General features: G+C 45.6%; 21 protein-coding genes. 7 read left to right on the top strand and 14 right to left on the bottom strand.

The features are described 5' to 3' along the window. Positions 1-51: 51 nt before the first annotated feature. Positions 52-252, bottom strand: coding sequence for a SlyX family protein (locus tag ICN29_RS09995; protein WP_216132779.1), 201 nt, complete (start codon positions 250-252; stop codon positions 52-54). Between the two features lie 13 nt (positions 253-265). Next, on the bottom strand, positions 266-487 hold the full coding sequence (locus ICN29_RS10000; RefSeq protein WP_216132781.1) for a hypothetical protein: 222 nt from the start codon (positions 485-487) through the stop codon (positions 266-268). A gap of 33 nt (positions 488-520) precedes the next feature. Between ICN29_RS10000 and ICN29_RS10005 the strand changes: the two genes are divergently transcribed. Further along, positions 521-1,525, top strand: a complete 1,005-nt coding sequence (locus tag ICN29_RS10005) for an LLM class flavin-dependent oxidoreductase (RefSeq protein ID WP_216132783.1) — start codon at positions 521-523, stop codon at positions 1,523-1,525. On the opposite strand, the gene ICN29_RS10010 is transcribed toward ICN29_RS10005, so the two are convergent. Together ICN29_RS10010 and ICN29_RS10015 are read right to left on the bottom strand one after the other, a co-directional pair. Next, positions 1,514-1,930 carry a putative toxin-antitoxin system toxin component, PIN family gene (locus ICN29_RS10010; RefSeq protein WP_216132785.1) on the bottom strand — a complete coding sequence of 139 codons (417 nt, stop codon included), beginning with the start codon at positions 1,928-1,930 and terminating at the stop codon, positions 1,514-1,516. The genes ICN29_RS10005 and ICN29_RS10010 overlap by 12 nt on opposite strands. 14 nt (positions 1,931-1,944) lie before the next feature. Further along, a complete protein-coding gene (locus tag ICN29_RS10015) occupies positions 1,945-2,493 on the bottom strand; it encodes a YaeQ family protein (protein WP_216132787.1) in 549 nt (182 codons plus the stop codon). A gap of 79 nt (positions 2,494-2,572) precedes the next feature. Between ICN29_RS10015 and ICN29_RS10020 the strand changes: the two genes are divergently transcribed. From ICN29_RS10020 to ICN29_RS10030, 3 genes are all read left to right on the top strand, one after another. Then, positions 2,573-3,562 (top strand): tripartite tricarboxylate transporter substrate binding protein, encoded by a 990-nt coding sequence (locus tag ICN29_RS10020; protein ID WP_216132789.1) that lies wholly within the window; start codon positions 2,573-2,575, stop codon positions 3,560-3,562. 28 nt (positions 3,563-3,590) lie between these two features. Continuing rightward, complete coding sequence (locus tag ICN29_RS10025; RefSeq protein ID WP_216132791.1) at positions 3,591-5,204, top strand: NAD(P)/FAD-dependent oxidoreductase; 1,614 nt, start codon at positions 3,591-3,593, stop codon at positions 5,202-5,204. A gap of 78 nt (positions 5,205-5,282) precedes the next feature. Beyond that, entirely contained in the window at positions 5,283-7,205 is a 1,923-nt protein-coding gene (locus tag ICN29_RS10030) for an ATP-binding cassette domain-containing protein (protein ID WP_216132793.1), read from the top strand. 6 nt (positions 7,206-7,211) lie between these two features. Here ICN29_RS10030 and ICN29_RS10035 read toward each other — a convergent pair whose 3' ends face one another. The 7 genes from ICN29_RS10035 to ICN29_RS10065 all read right to left on the bottom strand — a co-directional run bounded on the left by ICN29_RS10035 (position 7,212) and on the right by ICN29_RS10065 (position 13,155). Beyond that, entirely contained in the window at positions 7,212-7,520 is a 309-nt protein-coding gene (locus ICN29_RS10035) for a chaperone modulator CbpM (protein WP_216132795.1), read from the bottom strand. A 5-nt stretch (positions 7,521-7,525) separates the two neighbouring features. Continuing rightward, positions 7,526-8,506, bottom strand: a complete 981-nt coding sequence (locus tag ICN29_RS10040; RefSeq protein ID WP_216132797.1) for a DnaJ C-terminal domain-containing protein — start codon at positions 8,504-8,506, stop codon at positions 7,526-7,528. A 62-nt stretch (positions 8,507-8,568) separates the two neighbouring features. Then, positions 8,569-10,116, bottom strand: coding sequence for a UxaA family hydrolase (locus ICN29_RS10045; protein WP_216132799.1), 1,548 nt, complete (start codon positions 10,114-10,116; stop codon positions 8,569-8,571). Between the two features lie 54 nt (positions 10,117-10,170). Beyond that, entirely contained in the window at positions 10,171-10,872 is a 702-nt protein-coding gene (locus ICN29_RS10050; RefSeq protein WP_216132801.1) for a pirin family protein, read from the bottom strand. 89 nt (positions 10,873-10,961) lie between these two features. Beyond that, complete coding sequence (locus ICN29_RS10055) at positions 10,962-11,420, bottom strand: phosphate-starvation-inducible protein PsiE (protein WP_216132803.1); 459 nt, start codon at positions 11,418-11,420, stop codon at positions 10,962-10,964. Positions 11,421-11,533: 113 nt separating this feature from the next. Further along, on the bottom strand, positions 11,534-12,808 hold the full coding sequence (locus ICN29_RS10060) for an NAD(P)/FAD-dependent oxidoreductase (protein WP_216132805.1): 1,275 nt from the start codon (positions 12,806-12,808) through the stop codon (positions 11,534-11,536). 14 nt (positions 12,809-12,822) lie between these two features. Beyond that, entirely contained in the window at positions 12,823-13,155 is a 333-nt protein-coding gene (locus tag ICN29_RS10065) for a c-type cytochrome (RefSeq protein ID WP_216132807.1), read from the bottom strand. A gap of 181 nt (positions 13,156-13,336) precedes the next feature. On the opposite strand from ICN29_RS10065, the gene ICN29_RS10070 reads away from it, so the two are divergent. The 3 genes from ICN29_RS10070 to ICN29_RS10080 are packed head-to-tail and all read left to right on the top strand — an operon-like array spanning position 13,337 to position 16,931. Beyond that, positions 13,337-15,067 carry an ArnT family glycosyltransferase gene (locus tag ICN29_RS10070; RefSeq protein WP_216132809.1) on the top strand — a complete coding sequence of 577 codons (1,731 nt, stop codon included), beginning with the start codon at positions 13,337-13,339 and terminating at the stop codon, positions 15,065-15,067. After that, complete coding sequence (locus ICN29_RS10075) at positions 15,064-16,311, top strand: sialidase family protein (protein ID WP_216132811.1); 1,248 nt, start codon at positions 15,064-15,066, stop codon at positions 16,309-16,311. Before ICN29_RS10070 ends, ICN29_RS10075 begins: the two co-directional genes overlap by 4 nt. After that, positions 16,311-16,931, top strand: a complete 621-nt coding sequence (locus ICN29_RS10080; protein ID WP_216132813.1) for a hypothetical protein — start codon at positions 16,311-16,313, stop codon at positions 16,929-16,931. The genes ICN29_RS10075 and ICN29_RS10080 overlap by 1 nt, the downstream gene beginning before the upstream one ends. 80 nt (positions 16,932-17,011) lie before the next feature. On the opposite strand, the gene ICN29_RS10085 is transcribed toward ICN29_RS10080, so the two are convergent. The 3 genes from ICN29_RS10085 to ICN29_RS10095 all read right to left on the bottom strand — a co-directional run bounded on the left by ICN29_RS10085 (position 17,012) and on the right by ICN29_RS10095 (position 20,539). Further along, on the bottom strand, positions 17,012-18,007 hold the full coding sequence (locus tag ICN29_RS10085) for a tripartite tricarboxylate transporter substrate binding protein BugD (RefSeq protein WP_439651275.1): 996 nt from the start codon (positions 18,005-18,007) through the stop codon (positions 17,012-17,014). 250 nt (positions 18,008-18,257) lie between these two features. Further along, a complete protein-coding gene (locus tag ICN29_RS10090) occupies positions 18,258-19,634 on the bottom strand; it encodes an MmgE/PrpD family protein (protein ID WP_216132815.1) in 1,377 nt (458 codons plus the stop codon). A gap of 29 nt (positions 19,635-19,663) precedes the next feature. Continuing rightward, the gene (locus ICN29_RS10095) at positions 19,664-20,539 is read right to left on the bottom strand and encodes an HTD2 family dehydratase (protein ID WP_216132817.1); all 876 of its coding nucleotides are present in this window, start codon (positions 20,537-20,539) and stop codon (positions 19,664-19,666) included. Positions 20,540-20,542 lie beyond the last annotated feature (3 nt).

Here is a 20,542-nt window from a genome sequence, read left to right on the forward strand (position 1 = left end):
TCTAGTGAGAAGTTTACAGAGTGTTGCCTATTGAACTATCTTATCAGTCACCTAGTAATGTGGGGGAATTTCATCTTTGAGGCTTCCACCACCGCCACCAGAGCTGCTAGCCTGCTCTTTAATCGCTTTTAGCTCACGGTACAGAAATTCAATTTGTTGTTGTTGCTTATAGATGGTCTCATTGAGTTTTTCGATGAGGTCTTCAGTGAAGCTCAGTTTGATTTCTAAATTGGTAATACGGTCATCACTCATTTGATTTGCCCTTTTATTCTGAGACGAGCTCAAAGCGCCCATCTTCCATTTCTGCTTTTGGCCTAATCCAAAAATCATGAGATTGCATCGATTCATAAACGTAGGCTGGCGCAAGAGAGGCTTCAATATTGGCCAGTAAGACTACTTTATAAAATCCACCAGTCTTTTTATGCATCAGTTTGCTGCCAGGCTTGAAGAGCCCTTCATCAGGGTCAGCCATTTTAGGTTTAGTCATGTCAACTAGGCACTTTCTCAGTATGATCTTGTGATGGCAAATCCCATCCCGTACTCCATTCTAGATATATCTCCCATTCCTGCGGGTTTTACTGCCGCCGATGCCTTGCGTAATTCTTTGGATATTGCCCAGCATGCTGAAAAATGGGGCTATACCCGTTACTGGGTGGCTGAACACCACAATATGACAGGTAATGCGAGCTCTGCAACAGCTGTACTGATAGGATATTTAGCCGCAGGAACATCCCATATTAGGGTGGGATCTGGTGGCGTGATGCTACCTAACCATGCCCCCTTAGTGATTGCAGAGCAGTTTGGCACTTTGGAGTCTCTTTATCCAGGACGAATTGACCTAGGTCTTGGTAGAGCGCCCGGTACCGACCAGATGACAGCAAGAGCCTTACGTCGAGATCTGCTTGGGAGCGATGATCGGTTTCCACAAGATGTTCGCGAGCTGCAACATTATTTGGGTCCGCTTCAAGATGGACAATCCGTTAAGGCGATCCCGGGTGCTAACACAGAGGTGCCAATTTGGATTCTAGGGTCTAGTCTATATGGTGCTCAGCTGGCGGCCCATTTTGGTTTACCTTATGCATTTGCCTCACACTTTGCGCCTGAACAATTGTTGGAGGCAATGAAGATGTATCGTGAACTTTTTAAGCCCTCAGATAAATTAGATAAACCCTATTGTGCTTTTTTAATGAATGTTGTGGCTGCTGATACGGATGAAGAGGCTGCGCACCTCTTTACAACCTTACAGCAAAATGTAGTGCGGATGAGGCGTAATACTCGCGGTCAATTGCCCGCACCAATAGCCGATCTTGATGAATTTTGTGAGCCTCATGAAAAGGCAGCAGCAGCCCATTCCTTAGAGGTCTCTGCGGTAGGCTCACTAGAAACGATTCAAAAAGAAATGCGTCACTGGTTAGCTGCTACTGGGGCAGATGAAATCATCATGACCGGACAAATTTATGATCACCACGCTCGCTTAAGATCATTTGAAATTGCAGCGCAGGCTGCTAAGTCCTTAGAATTCTAAAGACTGATAGTCCGCAGAAATCAAGATATTTTCTTTTGCGGCATGATCGGCAAACTTTAATACTTCATTATCTTTGCTAATAAGAGTGCAGGGTCTGGCTGTGAAGGCTAAGTCCAAAAAGACCTGATCGTCTGGGTCTTGGCTCCGCCAGGGGGAGCTCAATAGACTTTGATCATCTAAGACTCGTGCTAGCGACGTCCATTGCAGCAAGATCTTTTTTTGGTCTATCGTCTCCAAAGCAAATAGAGGTCGAGAGATCACATCTGCAAACTCTTCTAGAGTCTTGGGGCTAGCAAGCGCATCGATTTGTTGATTAAGTAATGCCTGCTTTAAATGAAGCGCTCTAAAGTCGTTAAAGACAAATAGATCTAGCAGAACATTGGTATCAAAGACGACGGATTTCATCTTTCAAGAATTACTTAGTCTTGATTACTGCGCCAAACTTCAGGTGTGATCGTCACATGACCTTGATCCGAAGAAACATAAACTTCGCCATCCTGAATATTGACATGAATGACCATGCTGCGCTCAACCAATTTATTTAATTCTTTTGCTTGCTCAGAGGGAATAGAAATGATTTGGAGATTGCGGGCACGCGTGAGTTTATTTGCAATGCCATCCCACCAGATTTTGCTGGTATGTCCACCATAGCAATACACAATGACTTGGTCTGATCTACCGCAGGCTTTCAGAATGCGGCGATCATCTGGCTGACCAATTTCAATCCAAAGCTTGATGGCATCGGTGAGATCTTTAATCCAGAGATCTGGCTCATCGGTATCACTCAAACCCTTGGTAAAAACCAAATCCTCATGTGCCTGCAAAGCAAAGGCGAGAATTCTGACCATCATCCGCTCCTCAGTTTCAGAGGGGTGCTTAGCAATGGTCAGGGAGTGACTACCGTAATAATGGCGGTCAGAGTCTGCGACGTGAAGGTCGGCTTTGTGGATGGTTGCGCGAAGAGCCATCCCGCATTATCGCCCTTAAAGTGGGCTATTCATATTCCTTGTATCATTTTGGAAACTAGACCTTTCAAGCGGAATATCTATGAATACTTGGCCTACTCGAAAAATCCTCTATTTCTTGCGCTTAGTCGTCGGACTTATTTTTATTGGTTTTGGAAATTCGCTCATAGCAGCGGAAGTTTGGCCTAGTAAGCCAATCAAGATCGTCGTGCCATTTTCTCCAGGTAGCGTTCAAGATGCCTTAGCGAGATCCTTTTCCAATGAACTAGGCCAAGCGCTTGGTCAATCAGTCCTAGTTGAAAATAAGGCGGGAGCTGGTGGCACCGTTGGCACTGGCATTGTTTCTAAATCTGCCCCCGATGGATATACCTTAGTGATGGCTGCAGCTAGTCACAATATCAATGGCACTTTATTCCCTAAGCTCAGTTTTGATCCGATCAAAGATTTCACGGCAGCAGCCTATGTCGGCACTAGTAGTTATGTTTTGATGACCAATACTGAATTTCCAGCAAAGACTGTCGCCGAGTTTATTGCTTTAGCAAAGGCTAAGCCTGGTGGATTCAATTACGCTAGCGCTGGCAACGGCAGCGCCTCTCATTTGGCTATGGCCTATTTCGATAGTATGGCTAGCATTGATTTAGTGCATATACCCACTAAAGGGACGGGAGATGCTATTACCGAATTGCTCGCTAATCGGGCTCAGGCAGTGATTGCTGCAAATGTGGCTGCGCTGCCATTTGCAGCGGACAACCGAATTCGTTTCTTGGGGGTATCTTCCGAGAAACCTTCGCCATTTGTGCCTGGCATTCCGCCCATTGGTAATACTGTTAAGGGTTATGTATTTGATAGTTGGTTTGGCTTGCTAGCTCCAGCCGGGACTCCAAAAGAGGTGACTAATAAAATTTCTACTGAAATGGCGAAATTACTCAAGCAGCCAGACATCATTGAGCGTATGCGTCGTCAGGGAATAGAAATTGGGAGTCTGACGCCTTCTGAATTCAATCAACTGCTTGTCAAAGATTTCGATCGCATGGCAAATGTAGTCAGAAGCTCGGGGGCAAAAGCAGAGTAAGTCTCAATACTGTGTATTGTAGAGCCTCATGATTCGCATTACTGAACTACGCCTGCCTGTCGACCATGCTCCAGAAGCTGTGGAAGCAGCTATTCTTAAGCGTCTCAATTTATCTACTAAAGACTTAATCAGCTTTGAAATCTTTAAGCGTAGTTACGATGCTAGAAAGAATGCGACACTTTCTTTCATCTATACGGTTGATCTTTCAGTAAAAAGTGAAGAAGCCATTCTTAAAAAATTTGATGGTGATATTCACATCAGACCATCACCCGATACGAGTTATCACTTTAAAGCCAAGGCGCCTGAGTCCATTGCCACAGGCGAATCATTGCGCCCGGTAGTCATTGGTTTTGGTCCTTGTGGAATATTTGCTGCGCTCGTTTTGGCGCAGATGGGATTTAAGCCGATTGTGTTAGAGCGTGGTAAGAAGGTGCGAGAGCGCACTCAAGATACTTGGGGCTTATGGCGCAAGAATGTACTAAACCCAGAATCGAATGTGCAATTTGGAGAGGGCGGCGCCGGCACTTTTTCAGATGGTAAGTTATGGAGCCAGATTAAAGATCCGAAGTTTTATGGCCGCAAAGTGATTAAGGAATTTGTGAAGGCAGGTGCGCCAGCAGAAATTCTATACGTTGCAAAGCCTCATATTGGTACCTTCCGCTTGGTAGGCGTAGTAGAGAAAATGCGTCAAGAAATTATTGACCTGGGTGGTGAGATTCGTTTTTCCCAAAAAGTGATTGGTTTTGACATTCAGAACGAGCAAATTACTGGTATCAAAATTGAAGGCCATGAAGATCTGCCTGCAACCCATGTCGTACTGGCACTTGGGCATAGTGCTCGAGATACCTTTGAGGCTTTGCATGAGGCAGGAGTCTTTATGGAGGCCAAACCATTTTCAGTGGGGTTTCGCATTGAGCATCCACAATCGCTGATTGATAAGGCCCGCTTAGGACCTCACGCCGGCAATGAGTTGATTGGTGCAGCTGATTACAAGTTAGTTCATCACGCTAAGAATGGTCGCTCGGTCTACAGCTTCTGTATGTGCCCTGGCGGCACAGTCGTAGCAGCAAGCTCAGAGCCTAATCGGGTAGTCACTAATGGCATGAGTCAATACTCGCGCAATGAACGTAATGCTAATGCAGGCATCGTGGTAGGCATTACTCCAGCGGACTATCCCGGCGGTCCACTTGCTGGAATTGAGTTCCAGCGCGCAATTGAATCTAAAGCCTTTGAGCTGGGCGGTGGAACCTATGAGGCCCCTGGGCAACTAGTGGGAGATTTTCTGGAAGGCAAGTCCTCAACGCAGTTTGGCAGCGTGATTCCATCATATAAGCCAGGCGTTCATTTGACTGACTTAGCAGACAGTTTGCCAGCCTATGCAATTGAAGCAATACGTGAAGCACTGCCTGCATTTGAAAAGCAAATTAAGGGCTTTTCGATGAAAGATGCTGTTTTAACGGCTGTAGAGACTAGAACCTCTTCACCTCTTCGTATTACCCGTGGCCTTAACTTTCAAAGTTTAAACATTAAAGGGCTCTATCCTGCAGGTGAAGGAGCTGGTTATGCAGGCGGAATACTCTCGGCTGGCGTTGATGGGATTAAAGTAGCAGAAGCACTTGCGCTAGATTACTTATCAAAGTAAATCTTTCCCTCAGCCTGCTCATTTTTCAGATAATTTCAGAAAAATCACCTCTTTTTCGGAAGTGACGATAATGTCGCCATGGCTTTAATCGTACTTACTGATGCAAAACTGGCTTTCGGCCACGTAGACCTCCTCGCAAATACCGCTTTTTCACTTGAATCAGGTGAACGCGTTGGCTTAATTGGGCGCAATGGCACTGGCAAATCTTCTTTATTGAAGATCTTAGCTGGCATTGAAAAAATGGATGATGGGCTTTTGCAATATCAGCAAGGCCTGAGAATTGCTTACGTTCCCCAAGAGCCTATCTTTAATGCTGAAGAGACAGTCTTTGATGCAGTCTCAAAGGGCGTGGCCAGTGCCAAAGCCCTGCGTGAGGAATATGAGGCGCTGAGCATAGGCGACTGGGATGATGCCTCTCACCACCGCTTGGATGAGGTGCAATCGCAATTAGAGGCACTCAGCGGCTGGAATTGGGAGCAGCGGGTGCATGAGACGCTAGACCGATTGCATTTGGAGGCGGATCTTAAAATCAGCACGCTATCAGGGGGAACTAAAAAACGTGTGGCACTTGCACGTGCTTTAGTAGAAATGCCTGATGTTTTACTTTTAGACGAGCCAACTAACCATTTAGATTTAGATTCAATTGCATGGCTGGAGGGGCTTTTAAAAGAATATCTAGGCTCTGTCATTCTGGTTACCCACGATCGCGCTTTCTTAGATAATGTCTGTACGCAAATCGTTGAGCTTGATCGTGGAATTTTACGAAGCTACCCTGGCAACTTTACCCAATACGAAGTTCTCAAAGAACAAGAGCTCAATGCAGAGTCATTGGCTAATGCCAGAACCGATAAATTATTAGCCCAAGAAGAGGTATGGATTCGGAAGGGTGTCGAAGCTCGGCGGACACGTAGCGTCGCCCGTATTGCTCGCCTTGAGAAGTTACGCACCAGCCGCGCCGAGCGAAGAGATGAGATGGGCCAAGTGAAGTTGGCTGTTTCAGCGGGCGATCGAAGTGGCAAGATTGTGGCAGACCTCCAAAATGTGAGTAAATCCTACGATAGGCCGATTGTGCAAGACTTCACCGCCACGATTTTGCGGGGCGATAAAGTCGGTTTACTGGGCCCTAATGGTGCAGGTAAAACAACCTTACTGAAATTAATTCTAGGGACTATTGCTCCTGACTCAGGAAGCGCTACGATGGGTACTCGCATTGAAGTGGCTTATTTTGATCAAATGCGCGAAGGTCTTGACCTTAATGCTTCGCTTGAGGACTATATTAGCCCAGGCAGCGAGTGGATTGAAATCAATGGCAATAAGAAACACGTCAAAAGTTATTTAAGCGACTTCTTATTTGCACCAGAGCGCACTAATTCTCCGGTAAGTACTTTGTCGGGTGGTGAACGCAATCGTTTACTACTTGCTCGTTTGTTTGCTAGACCGGCAAATGTGTTGGTTCTAGATGAGCCAACCAACGATTTAGATATTGATACCTTAGATTTGCTTGAGCAATTGCTACAAGAGTACAAAGGAACTGTATTTTTAGTGAGCCATGATCGTTATTTCTTGGATAACGCAGTGACTAGCATCATTTCTCATGAGGGTGATGGACTATGGCGTGAGTATGAGGGCGGCTACGAGGATTGGAAGATCCAAAAAGCACGCTCAGATCAAATTCGTGCCAATCTTGCAAAACCTGAATCTAAAGTTGAGCCTAAAGCCGAGGTCAAGCAAGCGCCTAAAGTAGAAGTAAAGCCAGCGATCAAGAGTGGGGTGCAAAAACTCAATGGCAAGGAGCGCCAAGAGTTAGAGACTTTGCCTTTGCAAATCGAAGAACTAGAAATAGAGCAGGCAGATATCGGTATTGCGATGAGCAATCCAGAGCTTTATAAGAATGAACCTGAGTTGGCTGCCAGCCTGCAAGCACGTTTAACAGAGATTACTGAGCAGCTAGAACAAAAACTTCAACGCTGGGAACTGCTGCTGGGTCGTTCCGAGTCTTGACCTTGCTTATTTAAGGTTTAGGCGCGCACGAAGTTGTGCGATTTCATCTAAGAGATTAAGCGCCAGAGCAACTCCTGAAACGTTCAATTCCAAATCATGCGTGAGGTGCGCTGCGGTTTGGGCTCTTTTAAGAGAGTCTCCACTAAAGCGCCAATCTTCGGGGGATGAGCCTGCAGGACTGAGGACTCCCTCTGATACCCAAGACATAATCAATTCTTGAGGAGTGCGAGAAGCGTGCGAGAGTTCCACAATGCTCATATGCACTTCGTTTTCTACGATACTTGCTTCAATCCAGGTGGTGTTTATCTTCGTCATGGTCATCATCCCTTCAGGTGAGATCTAGGGTTGAAATCAAAAGCCTTCTCAAAGTTTTGATAGGCTTCTTTTTGGGCATCGGTTCCTGCAGGTGGTAAAACAATCGTGGGAACTACATATAAGTCACCAGGCTCGGCACTCGGAATGCCTTTGCCTTTGAGACGCAGCTTGCGGCCAGCAACAGTCCCTGCTGGAATCTTTAATTCCAAAGTAGTACCTGCTGGTGTCGGTACATTGACTGCAGTACCTAAGGCTGCCTCCCATGGCGCTAATGGAATATCGATGAATACATCCTTGCCATCAATCCGATAGATTGGATTTGGATGAAAATCAATTTCTAAATAGAGATCACCTGCTGGACCTTCGCCAATACCCGGACCTCCTTGCCCTGAGAGGCGAAGATTTTGACCAGCTTTGATCCCTTTTGGAATGCTAACATCTAATTTACGTTCTTGCGTACTTACATGACCATTGGCATCTTGCGTTGGCATGTGCAATGCAATAGTGCGCTTAGCGCCGTTATAGGCATCAACAAGATCAACCAAAATTTTGGCATGATGATCTTGCCCTTTGAAGTTCATACCTTGACGTGCTTGTCCACTGCGGCCACCTTGGCGATGATTGCCTCTACCAAAAAGAGATTCAAAGAATTCACTTTGGTCACCTTCAAAGCCGCCACCATAGCCTGGATGACCACCATTAAATTGGCTATCAGAGTATTCAAAACCTTCATTCCAATTTGGGGGAGGGGTAAAGTCTTGACCGTTTTTCCAGTTAGCACCAAAGCGATCGTAAGCTGCACGCTTCTCGGTATCTTTTAAAACCGCATAGGCCTCACCAATTTCTTTGAATTGCTCTTCAGCACCAGCCTCTTTATTGATATCTGGATGGTATTTGCGGGCAAGCTTGCGGTAGGCAGTCTTGATTTCAGCTTCGGTAGCAGAGCGCGCTACGCCAAGTGTTTCGTAGTAATCCCTAAATTTCATATGCCTGTATTCATCCTCGGGTGTTCATTCTTGCTGAGCTCATGATGAATTCTACAGGCGTATTAGCTCATTACTCCAATTTGCCAGGGAACAAATTCATAATCGCCCAGGCCCAGCAACTCGCTCTTAGAGGCCTCTCCAGAAGCAGTTCTTAGGAAGAGCTCAAATATGCGTTGCCCCATTTCTTGAACAGAGACAGTCCCGTCCAAGATCTCGCCACAATTAATATCCATATCTTCGGAAAGCCTCTGATACATCGGGGTATTAGTAGCTAGCTTGATGCAAGGTGCAGGTTTAGAGCCAAACATGGAGCCTCTACCAGTGGTAAAGGCAATTAAATTCGCACCACCAGCGATTTGTCCGGTGGCTGAGACAGGATCAAAGCCGGGAGTATCCATAAAGACAAAGCCTTTAGCGGTAACTGGCTCAGCGTATCTATAGACTTCCATTAATGGACCAGTGCCACCCTTCATGGAAGAACCCAAAGATTTTTCAAAGATATTGGCAAGTCCACCAATTTGATTTCCGGGGCTTACTTGGCCGTTGATTTGAACATCTCTACCAACAGAGTATTCGTCTTTCCACCAGCGAATGCGTTTAATCAGTTTTTCACCAATGGCTTGATTTGCAGCGCGGCGGGTGAGGGTATGTTCTACGCCATAAATCTCAGGTGTCTCTGACAAAATCCCAGTACCACCATGGCGAGACAAAATATCAATCGCTGCACCTAAGGCAGGATTAGCAGTAATAGAAGAAAAACCATCTGAACCACCGCATTGCAAGCCAATACACAGATGACTTGCCGAAACCGTTTCGCGTTTTACTTTATTTGCTGCTGGAAGTAATGCTTTGACTGCCTCAATACCGGCTTCAATCGTTTTACGTGTGCCACCAGTCTCTTGCATGATGAAAGTATGAAGATTTGTACCCGCAGTGAGGTCTTCCTGCTCCATCAATCCTTTTAATTGGTTACGCTCACAGCCAAGACCAACAATGAGGGCTGCTGCAAGATTAGGGTGACGAGCATAACCAGCCATCGTGCGACGGAGTAGCTGCATTGGCTCACCACTCATTTCCATGCCGCAACCAATATCATGACTAAATGCTACGACCCCATCTACATTTGGAAAATCTTTTAATCTATCAGGCGTAAACCAGTCAGCAATTTTATTTACTACAGTTGCGGAGCAATTCACAGTCGACAAAATACCAATAAAATTACGTGTGCCTACTTTTCCATTGGCTCTGATATAGCCCTGAAATGTGGCGCGCTCAGATTCCGGCAACATTTGAGTAGGTTTAAATTCACTAGCATAGGCATAGTCACGATCAAACTCACGAAACTCAGTGTTATGACTGTGAACCATGGTGCCTGCTTCGATATCGATATTTGCAAAACCTACAGTCACGTTGTATTTCAGAATTGGATCACCTTTTAGAATCTTCTTGGCTGCTATCTTGTAGCCTGCAGGGACTTGGCTACGGCTACTGAAGTTTTCACTAGGCACTTCGGTGCCAATAGCAATATCAATCCGCGCCACCACGATATTGTCATTGGGATGTAGGCGAATTATTGGACCAGCTAATTTTTTTCCAGAGGTTTCAATCATGATCTTATTGGGTCTTGTATAAGGGGTTTATCGTAAACCTAGACCGGCTTTTATTTAATGACTCAGATCAAAAAATAGCACTTCCGCATCCACGCCATCCTGCATTTCTAGGACAGATTCGTTTTCTATGAGCAAGGCATCACCACCAGCCAGTTTTTGATCATTGACAGTCAAAGATCCCTTGATTAAGTGAACATAGGCCTTGCGTTTTGGATCTAATTGCATCTTGGCTGACTGAGAACCATCAAACAAGCCAGCGAATATCTTAGCATCCGCTGATATTGATACAGACCCAGCTTTACCATTTGGTGAGGCAACTAAACATAGCTTGCCTTGTTTGTCTGTTTGCGGGACGGTCTTTTGCTCATAGCTTGGTTCAATTTCTAAAACATTAGGCTCAATCCAGATTTGTAATAAGTGGGTTGTTTGATCTTTGGCGTGGTTGAACTCGCTATGCGTCACACCAGAGCCAGCACTCATGCGTTGCACGTCTCCTGGTGGAATACTTTTTACATTGCCCATACTGTCCTGGTGCGCTAATTCACCGGAGAGAACATAGCTAATGATTTCCATATTGCGATGGCCATGTTTACCAAAGCCCATACCGGCTGCCACTTGATCCTCATTAATAACTCTTAAATTCCCCCAGCCCATAAATTGGGGATCGTGGTACCCAGCAAAAGAGAAAGAATGAAAGCTTTTGAGCCAGCCATGATCGGCATAGCCTCTTTCTTGGGATTTTCTAAGAAACAACATGCCAATACCTTTTATTGTGATGAATTAAGAATAGGTGCGAGATCATGATCCATATATATAAGGACCTAAAGCAGGGTGCCATTCATCAGTTATTCGCTTTCACCTGATCTACTGGGGTATTTGAAAGAGGCATAACGTACCACTGCATTTGCTAAAGCTAGCACGAGGATTGTGATGCCCATGTAGAGAATGGGTAGATCAGCTTCATGCTTTGTGTTAACCAAATCAATAATGAGTCGGGTAACGGCAGTAATGGCAACATAGATTAAAAAGCGGACTGGCATATGGTTAGTTTTGAAATAAATTCCAACCATGGCGCCGATCTCTAAATAGATGAATAGCAGTAGCAAGTCTTCAATTGATGCAGATCCTTTGCCCATCATTCCCACAAATGCAACGGCTGCTGACCAAACTGTTGCCGCACCAATTCCAAACAAGGCAATGCGATGAAATAGGGATACAAATAGGTTGCCAATCGGTACTGTCCACTTTTCAATGGATGCCTCTAGCTTAGAGGCATCTTTTGGTGAGTTTGGGGTCATGCTCATATAGATCTAGATCTCCGGTTTTCTAATACATTTTTGCCAGTATATTTCCCAATGAGGTCTGGGAGAATAAAAAAGAGGCCCAAAGGCCCCTTTTTTCGGATGATTGTCTTTGATTACCCCAAACTATCCGCCCAGATATTGTGAGCCCATCCCCAGGCGTATACCCCCTCAAGGGTGGATGGTGCCGGTGAGAGCCCTCCAGAGCCCGGAACAGTCTTGAAGGTCTTTTCAGCGGCGTTGTATTGATGGACGCTAGCAACGTGCACAACCTCACGGTCATTGACGAAGCTATAGCAGGTATTGGTGAGAACGGGCGCTGGATTCATTTCCCAGCCACAGAGCTCAGCAACAATGGCGGCCGCCGCTACTTTGGCATGTTGATTCGCCATGTGACCAGACTTGGGCATTGCTGGTGCAACTTGAATTGAGTCACCTAAAACATGGATATCTTTTTGTGCTGTAGATTCAAAGTTAATGAAATTCACATTCACCCAGCGACCATTTGAATTTGCCAAACCTGTTTTGACTGCAATTTCACCAGCACTCATTGCAGGCAGTAAATTCAATACATCAGCCTTCACATCATCTTGCACTTCAAGTTTGATTGTTTTAGTTTTTGCGTCAACCGCAGTGACATTATGTTTTGGCAAGTATTCAATCATTCCGGAATACTGCTCAGCCCAAACTTTCTTAAATAGAGCGCCCTTCGATGTCACATCCTGGTTGGCATCCAAAATTAATACTTTAGATTTTGGCTTATTGCGCTTAAGGTAGTTCGCCACTTGGCAGGCCCGCTCATATGGACCAGGAGGGCAGCGATAGGGGGCCTCTGGAATACTCAGCGCAAAAGTTCCCCCATCACGCATTGCTGCCAATTGATTGTGAAGGGCAACAGTCTCAGGGCCAGCCTTCCAAGCCTGCAAGGTGACACCATCTTTATTGGCTTGCGCTAGACCTTCAATGCTATTCATCATCAGAGTAATGCCAGGAGAAACAATTGCCTTGTCGTAGCGCAAGGTTTTACCTGAAGCTAGTTTGACGGTTTTTTTATCTGCATCAATACTGGCAACGCTATCTTGAATAATGTTGATGCCATGGCGCTTGCTCAGAGTATCGTAAGGCGAAGTGAGCTCTGCCAAAGTACGTGAGCCACCTACAACCAGATTGGATAGTGGGCAAGAAATAAATGAAGCATTTGGCTCAATGAGTGTTACTTTGGCAGTATTATTTGAAAATAGGCGTAGGTATTTAGCAGCAGTAGCGCCGCCATAACCACCACCAATAACTAGAATTTCTGCTTTTTGTAAATTAGCGCGAGCCTGGCCAGAGAAGCCTGCAAGCAATCCAAGCGCTGCTGCGCTTTGACCAATGAAGTGTCGACGATCCATGATGGGCTTCCTTATTATTTCTTGCCAAGCTGATTGGCGATAGTTTCGAGTTGCTCGTCAGAGTAGCCTTTAGCTAACTGCGGCATGATGGTTCCTTCGCGAGCGCCTGATTTAAATGCCTTTAATTGGGCTAGCATTTGCTCGCTAGTTAAATTGTTGATCAAGGGCATACCGCCATCAACCACCCCTTTGCCGTCGGTACCGTGACAGTTAGCGCAAGTAGCAGCAAGGCTGCGTTTATATAAATTGCTGGCATCAGCTTTTTGCGCAAGACTAGCGCTACTCCAATGGCTTAAGCTGATATAGAGCGCTGCTAGGATTGCGGGTTTGAGATACTTTGCTCGCATGGGTTACATCTCCATTTAGTTTATTTCTGAATTATGTATTACGTTTTTGTTTAGTCACATATTAAACAAGAAGTCCTGAAGGAAGTAAGATTTGCCTCATATTCATTTTTCATAAGCTCATGCAAAAAAGAGGCTGAATCTGCTTTTATCAGATCTTCGCACATACCTATAAACTATAGGGATGCGAGGTTTATTTTCTTACCGTTCTGCTCTCCTAATATTACTTTTAGGTGTATTTACCTATCTTTACGGCTTAGATAGCCGATTTGCACCTAAAAACGGCGATGAGTATCCCTATATGCATATTGTCCGTATGACTGCTGAGGTCGGAAATTGGTTACCCCTCCAGTCTGAAATGGACGGGATCAAAAATACCAAACCACCCCTCATTTTTTGGCAAGGAATTGCCAGTACTCACTGGGCAAGCCAATGGTCGCTAGCGAATCTTCGTTGGCCTAGCGTTCTCTATACAGGGCTTACGGCATTTTTCTTATTTTTAGCAGTGCGTCGCTTTAGCGGCAAAACCCAAACCGGCTTATTGGCGACTTTAGTTTGGCTTTCTTTCTTTGCCACCTATCGTTATGGACGTCCCTTCTTAGCAGACCCACCAGAAGTCTTTTGGATCAGCTTGCCATTCATGGCGCTTCTATATTGGGGTAAGTGCGCGTTTGAATCCAAATTCTTTTTCCCACTATTGGCCGGCATCTGTTTTGGCCTGGCTCTTTTTGCCAAATCCTTTGCTTACATCGCGCCAGCAACTTTCGCCCTAAGCCTTTACTACTGGCGCTGGCGGCAGTGGAGTATTCCAAAAACACTCACCCATGATCTTTATAAGGTCTGTATCGCTGGCATATTGGCCCTAGCAGTATTTGCTTTGTGGTTTGCATTTGATCCAAACCCAGAAGCGGTTTGGCAAGAATTTGTTCTGGGTGAGAACGCTGGAAAATTTGCAGCACGAAATTCAAATTACTTCCTAGATCTCGTTCGTGGCGGTGACAGTGTTTGGCTATTACTTTTAACTACAGTAGCTAATGCTGGCTTATTTACTTTCGTCTTGATTTCTACTTTATGGCAATGCTGGCGTGAACGTCGTTTCTTAAGCTTTGAAGAAGTTCTCTTACTATTGCTGATAGCTGCATTTTTGATTGTGTTTACTTTGCCTAGCCAGCGTTCTGGCCGATATCTATTACCAGTCATGCCAGCATTTGCTGCCTTGATTGCCTTGCATTGGGAGCGCTTACCTTTATGGGGCTTTCGGATTGCACTTCTCCTACAGATACTGATTCTTTCCCTCCTATTGTGGATCGGCGCTAATCTGCAATTTTCTGGCCTGATGGGGGAGGTCTACTCATGGACTTATTCTTATTGCCATTGGATCTTGATGGCTGGAAGTCTTGTGATTGCTCTAGTGGGTTTATTTAAATATCAACAGACTAAAACTTTGGCATTAGCAGCTTGCTTCCTGACTTATTGCGCACTGACTAGTAGCTTAGCCCCCTTAGAAGGGCAGCTCGGACGCTACTCAACAGCGACGATTGCCCAATTGCAAGGTAAGGATATTTGGATTCCTTGTGACTTCCGCGCAAAAGATGAAGAGTATCGATTGCTCTTGCCTGATACTAAGTTACACGGCTATCCAGCGAAAGATGCCAGTGATGTGAATGGATTGACAAGCTCTTACCCTCTCGTTGCGGTACAAGTGCCACTTGGAAGTACTCCTGTACTTTGTGATTCTTGTGAAATTGTTGGGCAGAGAATGGAAATGCGAGCTCGGCACTCCAATGAAGAAATTATGGAGATCTTGCAGGGCCAGGTTAGCAAGAATCTATTTGTAAATGAGTACTTAGTTGCAACATCAGTTGCAAAACCAGTCGCCTCCGATCTTGTTAATGTTAAGGATGTTTGTAGATGAGCCGTGTTCTCGCCCTGTGTTTTTTATTGCTAGCTGCAGTGATCGGCTTTTTACATATTGATAGTCGTCCAGCTTGGGCTCCTTTTTCGATTAATACAGTCACTTCAGTTGAAGAAGAAGTGGATGTGTCGGCTACTCCAAAGTCTAAAAATCAAAGCATTCAAAGTAAGGCAAGTATTGCAAGCCCCATTAGCACATGGTTACCAGAAACCGGCGCTGCTTCAGTACATGCCGCATCTCTGATCGCATTGAAGGACGGAGCTATTCGGGCTTTTTGGTTTGCTGGCAGTCGCGAAGGGGCTGCAGATGTTGTGATTAACAGTGCTGTTTTTGATCCTAAGTCATCCAATTGGAGCGCCCCTACTGTAGTGATGGATAGAGTGAGTGCTGAAAAAGGTTTATCACGTTATATCGCCAAGCTGGGCAATCCAGTGCCCGCCAGAATGGCAGACGGTCGCCTGCAATTGTTCTTTGTCACAGTTTCGATAGGTGGTTGGGCAGGCAGTTCAATTTCCAGTGTGATTTCAGATGATGAAGGTTTGACCTGGAGTAATCCACAGCGCCTGATCAGTTCACCCCTGATTAATCTCAGTACCTTAGTGAAGTCGCCAGCCATTTCTTTTGCTGATGGTCGCCTAGGTTTGCCTGCTTATCACGAGTGGATCGGGCGCTTCGGTGAATTCTTAAGAATCGATGCCGGGCAAGTGATTGATAAACGTCGCATGAGCTCTGGCCGAAGCACTATTCAACCACTGGTTTTTGTAAACGATGCTCAGGACGCAACTGCGTATTTCCGTCAAACAAGAAGTGCAGGTCAAGCCAAGCAAGTGCCCGTTAGCCAAACACAAAATGCAGGCCAATCATGGCAGTCAGAGGCAGATTTGCCGATTGCCAATCCTAATGCTGCAGTGACTGGTTTACAGCTGAATAATGGCGCAAGAATTTTGGTGCTCAATAATCTCGAAACAGGGCGTTATCGCTTGGTCTTGATGATGGCGGATGCTAAATCTGGACAGTGGCAAACCATAGAAGTGCTAGAAGATGATGAAGCCTTGCCAGAAGATCAGCGCAAAGAATTTTCTTATCCATACCTCATTAGCCTTGATGGTAATGATGCTCATGTGGTTTATACCTGGGATCGTAAAAAGATTCGTCATCGATACTTCTCTGGGGCTTGGTTAAAGCATGCCCAAAGCCAGTTCAATACTTCACCAGTAGATGTCATTTCTCAGGAGGCTAAATAATGAATAATCTGATGCAAACTCTTGCCTTAGTTGAGATGTCCATTACTTGCGCTGCAGTGATTACATTACTAGTGCAAAAAACATCCCATCAACAATTTCCACTGATTGCAAAAGTATTATTGATTCTATTGATCAGTAATCTCTTTTTCTGGCCATTAGGCCTCGGTATGGAATTACCGCTTTCTGCTTATATCAGGGGTGTCATTGGTGATCTGAGTATCGTCACTACCTTGTTACTTTGGACCTCATTGCTATCCTTAAGTAAGCCTACTCCATTGGCATTGAAGTTCGCTGTAGCTTGTATCGCCATTGCTTTCTACCCACTTGCCTTAGGTCTTGGCATGATTGATCCCTACGCTTGGGGATATGGATCAACTCTGTTCTTGATTGCAGTCTTACTCTTTGCAACTGTATGTGGCCTAGCCAATTGGAATAAGGGTGTTTGGATTATTGCTATCGCTATTCTTGCTTGGGCAGCCCATTGGCATGAGTCTGCCAATCTTTGGGATTACTTACTAGATCCATTCTTGGCAATCTGGGCTTTGATAGCATTATTTGGAGTGCTTTATAGAAAGCGCCGCGAGAAGGCTCGCTCTGGTTATTTATTTAGACCAGGTTAAGCAATTTAGGATTTAGCATCAAGTCTTTAGAAAGAAAAAAGCCAGCAATATGCTGGCTTTTTATCTGATGCAGTCAATGCTTAGTCTGGAATATTCGATTTACGAATAATCGGACCCCATTTATTCACTTCTGCCTCAAGGTGAGTCTTTAAGCCATTGGGGGTCATCTTCTCTGGCGAGACGATATCAATGTTGGCATCTTCTAAACGCTTTTTCACATCAGGTGAGTTGAGCGCTTTTTTCAAAGCAGCATTGAGCTTATCCAAAATCGGTTTTGGAACACCTTTTGGCGTGTACATGCCATGCCAAACTTTGACTTCGAAACCTTTTAAGCCTTGCTCATCCAAAGTCGGTACGTTTGGAATTGCAGGTAAGCGTTTCATAGTAGTAGTGCCATAAGCCTTCACACGACCATCCTTGATATAAGGAATAGTTTGGGTCGTTTGATCGCAAAGTAGATCTACTTGACCACCCAACAGGTCTGTCAAAGCAGGGCCAGTCCCTTTATAGGGGATGTTAGTGAGTTTCACACCCATACGGCTTTGGAATAGCAAGCCGCAAAGCTGAGACACGGCACCTGGACCAGCATTAGCCATGGTGAGTTTTGAGCCATTCGCTTTGATATAGGCCTCTAACTCTTTGAAGTTATTTGGCGGCAAATCTTTTTTACCCAAGAGCACCATTGGTACGTCGGCTACTTGGCCGATATATTCAAAGCTAGTCAATGGATCGTAGGGAAGCTTGTCATAGAGTGCGTTAGCAGTTGCCATACCCATGTGATGCAGGTAAATGGTGTAGCCATCTGGCGCAGCACGCGCTACCTTAGTAGAGGCAATGGTGCCCCCAGCGCCGTTGACGTTCTCAACTACTATGGTTTGCCCCAAGGCTTGCCCCATTGGCACTGCAATTAATCTTGCAACAGTGTCAGTAGGTCCGCCAGCAGCAAAAGGTACGACGAGGCTGATTGACTTTGTTGGCCAATCTTTTTCTGCTAAAGCATTACCGCCTATAAGCGCACTAGCAGTGAGTGCTGCAGTGATTCCGGAAAATAAGAAATTCTTAATCTTCACTTTCATCTCCATCTTTTTAAGTTGAATAATTTTGCCATCTTTAGAGCCCTTTGGGGAGTGGTAATCCCTAGTATTTACCAGCAATGGCAATGGTTTTTTGGGCTAGTAATACCGCCAGGCGATCAATCATGCGCCCATCTAGCTTCACTGTACTCCCTTTAGATGCTTATCGGCCTCAATAACCCGCTTGCCCCAAGCAACTTCCTGCTAGGAGGGCATAAAGGTATCTCCAGTAGATTCATATGGGACTGGCAGTCTAATTACTGGTAAGTAGAGGGCCTAGCTTGGCCTGTTTGCGAATATTCCACAAGAGATCAATTGCTTTTTTCATCTCAGCAGGGCTGGCGCCTCCACTAAAAGCAGCAAGCCGCATCGCCTTATCGGTAATCTCGGTGCGGCTTAAGGTATTTCCAGGATCCCCTTTAGGCTCATCAACGCGACCATCCAGAATTTGCCCATTATTCAAATGTACTTTGACTTTACCAATCCAGCGTTGTGGATATGCACTATCTACTTCGGGGTCGAGAGTCATAGTGACGCGATCACGGAAGAGGCAAATAGCATCATCATGAAAATGTGCATCAAATTCTTGAAGGCCAGCGAATTGATAGTGGGCAACCAAAGCCAATACAGTGCCCATAGAAAACTTGGATTGATGAACCGTGGCTGGATTAACGACAGGCCCTAAGACATCAATCGCACCTTGGTGTACTAAAGTTTCTACTTTAGCGATATCGCTTGGCTTGAGTTTATTGGCTAACATGACTTGTAAGAGCGCATCAGCAGCAGGGTGCGTGTGACGACAGGAGGCGTGATATTTAAAGCTCGTTTCTGCTAAAGCCCAGCGACTACCTAAACGATCCACTAATTTGCTCGGATTGGCATCACTTGACATGCCGGCAGCTAAACCTTGCTTACCTTCGAGGATATGCTCTGCGCCAGTAAAGCCTGCTTGGGCGATATATGCGGACATTAAGCCGGTTGCAGCAGCATGGGCGGTATGTAATTGTTTGGAGTCTGCAGCATCACGTAAAAATTCCCAGAGGCCAGCAGATTGTGTGCCAGCAGAACCAAAGGCATGCAACATTTGCGCGGGCGAGAGTTTTAGCAGTCGACCCACAGCAGCAGCAGCAGCAAGCGTACCTGCAGTGCCAGTGGTGTGAAAGACTTTGTAGTGAGAACGGCCTAAAAATTCACCAACCCGAATGCCAACTTCGTAACCAGCTACTGCTGCAACTAAAAGATCTTCGCCAGATGCGCCAATGGCTTGTGCACAAGCTAAGGCAGGTGGAAACACCACGGTAGCCGGATGAAAGACTGAGCCATTGTGGACATCATCTTGCTCGGCCACATGTGAAGCGGCAGCATTAGCCATTGCTGCTAAAAAAGGACTGGAACTTTTTCGCGAGATCAAAATTTCTGAAGGGCCAGCGTGCTTGCTATCAAAGCCGCCCATATTTTGCGCAAACTGGGTAATGGTTTCAACAGGACGTGAACCTTTGCCTGCAATTGCTGAACCAAACCAATCCACTAATAAATCTTCAGCACGGCTCATCACATCATTTGGAATATCACTTACTTTTAAATTAGCAGCGAAGCTTGCTAACTCGAGAGATAAATGTTCTTGACTCATAAAAATATTCTCTTATTAGTGCTGATACGTTATACCAAAACAGCAGTGGCTTGCATGGTTAGCCAGCCTTCATGATCCTGCGCCCAAATAGCAATCGTTTTGCCACTTGGATCTTTTTCTAAATCAGGCTTAGCGGATACTTTGAAGATATTGATATCAAAGCTTGGGCGAATTGCGCGGAACTCAAAGCTCTTAAGCTTGCAGCCCGGAATACTTTGACGGACTAAATCTACCAAAAGAGTGGCAATCAATGGGCCATGAACAATCAGACCTGGATAGCCTTCAACTTCGGTAACGTATTTACGGTCGTAGTGAATGCGATGACTATTAAAGGTGAGTGCTGAGTAACGAAATAGCAACACATCATCAGGCGTGATGGTCTTAGTCCACTTCGCATCGCTTGGTGCAGGAGTAGGGGCAACTGGCTTGTCATCAGGACCTGGGGCATCGCGATAGACAATGTCATGTTCTTCAACGATGGCAAGACCTTGTTGGTTTGATATTTGATGTTTCACTAAAACAAAAATCAAATCACCGGTGCGGCCTGCTTTATGTGTGACGGATTCAATTTTGGAAATGCGCTCAATCTCATCGCCTACAGCAAGCGGCGCTAGCCACTGGATCCGGCTACCTGCCCACATGCGACGTGGCAGTGGGACTGGAGGAAGAAAGCCGCCCCGCTTGGGATGGCCATCAGCACCAATCTCCGATTCGCGGGCATGTGGAAGAAAATACAGCCAGTGCCATAGTTCAGGTAAAAAAGCACCTTTACTTGGAGCCGGATCATCGCGATCCAAAGTTGCCGATAATGCACGCACAGGCGCAGCTGTAACAATATCTTGTACAGACTCAGTTTTACCGAGCCATTCTTGTAAGTGGGTGATGGTTTGAGATTCGATTCGCATAAG

Origin of the sequence: Polynucleobacter nymphae (genome assembly GCF_018882155.1) — a bacterium.
GTDB classification, from domain to species: Bacteria; Pseudomonadota; Gammaproteobacteria; order Burkholderiales; family Burkholderiaceae; genus Polynucleobacter; species Polynucleobacter nymphae.

Coding starts and splice junctions, on each gene's coding strand:
- ICN29_RS10005 (WP_216132783.1), top strand. CDS start 521: ATGGCAAATCCCATCCCGTACTCCATTCTAGATATATCTCCCATTCCT.
- ICN29_RS10080 (WP_216132813.1), top strand. CDS start 16,311: ATGAATAATCTGATGCAAACTCTTGCCTTAGTTGAGATGTCCATTACT.
- ICN29_RS10040 (WP_216132797.1), bottom strand. CDS start 8,506: ATGAAATTTAGGGATTACTACGAAACACTTGGCGTAGCGCGCTCTGCT.
- ICN29_RS10045 (WP_216132799.1), bottom strand. CDS start 10,116: ATGATTGAAACCTCTGGAAAAAAATTAGCTGGTCCAATAATTCGCCTA.
- ICN29_RS10065 (WP_216132807.1), bottom strand. CDS start 13,155: ATGCGAGCAAAGTATCTCAAACCCGCAATCCTAGCAGCGCTCTATATC.
- ICN29_RS10090 (WP_216132815.1), bottom strand. CDS start 19,634: ATGAGTCAAGAACATTTATCTCTCGAGTTAGCAAGCTTCGCTGCTAAT.
- ICN29_RS10035 (WP_216132795.1), bottom strand. CDS start 7,520: ATGACGAAGATAAACACCACCTGGATTGAAGCAAGTATCGTAGAAAAC.
- ICN29_RS10070 (WP_216132809.1), top strand. CDS start 13,337: ATGCGAGGTTTATTTTCTTACCGTTCTGCTCTCCTAATATTACTTTTA.
- ICN29_RS10060 (WP_216132805.1), bottom strand. CDS start 12,808: ATGGATCGTCGACACTTCATTGGTCAAAGCGCAGCAGCGCTTGGATTG.
- ICN29_RS10030 (WP_216132793.1), top strand. CDS start 5,283: ATGGCTTTAATCGTACTTACTGATGCAAAACTGGCTTTCGGCCACGTA.
- ICN29_RS10075 (WP_216132811.1), top strand. CDS start 15,064: ATGAGCCGTGTTCTCGCCCTGTGTTTTTTATTGCTAGCTGCAGTGATC.
- ICN29_RS10055 (WP_216132803.1), bottom strand. CDS start 11,420: ATGAGCATGACCCCAAACTCACCAAAAGATGCCTCTAAGCTAGAGGCA.
- ICN29_RS10000 (WP_216132781.1), bottom strand. CDS start 487: ATGACTAAACCTAAAATGGCTGACCCTGATGAAGGGCTCTTCAAGCCT.
- ICN29_RS09995 (WP_216132779.1), bottom strand. CDS start 252: ATGAGTGATGACCGTATTACCAATTTAGAAATCAAACTGAGCTTCACT.
- ICN29_RS10085 (WP_439651275.1), bottom strand. CDS start 18,007: ATGAAAGTGAAGATTAAGAATTTCTTATTTTCCGGAATCACTGCAGCA.
- ICN29_RS10050 (WP_216132801.1), bottom strand. CDS start 10,872: ATGTTGTTTCTTAGAAAATCCCAAGAAAGAGGCTATGCCGATCATGGC.
- ICN29_RS10025 (WP_216132791.1), top strand. CDS start 3,591: ATGATTCGCATTACTGAACTACGCCTGCCTGTCGACCATGCTCCAGAA.
- ICN29_RS10095 (WP_216132817.1), bottom strand. CDS start 20,539: ATGCGAATCGAATCTCAAACCATCACCCACTTACAAGAATGGCTCGGT.
- ICN29_RS10010 (WP_216132785.1), bottom strand. CDS start 1,930: ATGAAATCCGTCGTCTTTGATACCAATGTTCTGCTAGATCTATTTGTC.
- ICN29_RS10020 (WP_216132789.1), top strand. CDS start 2,573: ATGAATACTTGGCCTACTCGAAAAATCCTCTATTTCTTGCGCTTAGTC.
- ICN29_RS10015 (WP_216132787.1), bottom strand. CDS start 2,493: ATGGCTCTTCGCGCAACCATCCACAAAGCCGACCTTCACGTCGCAGAC.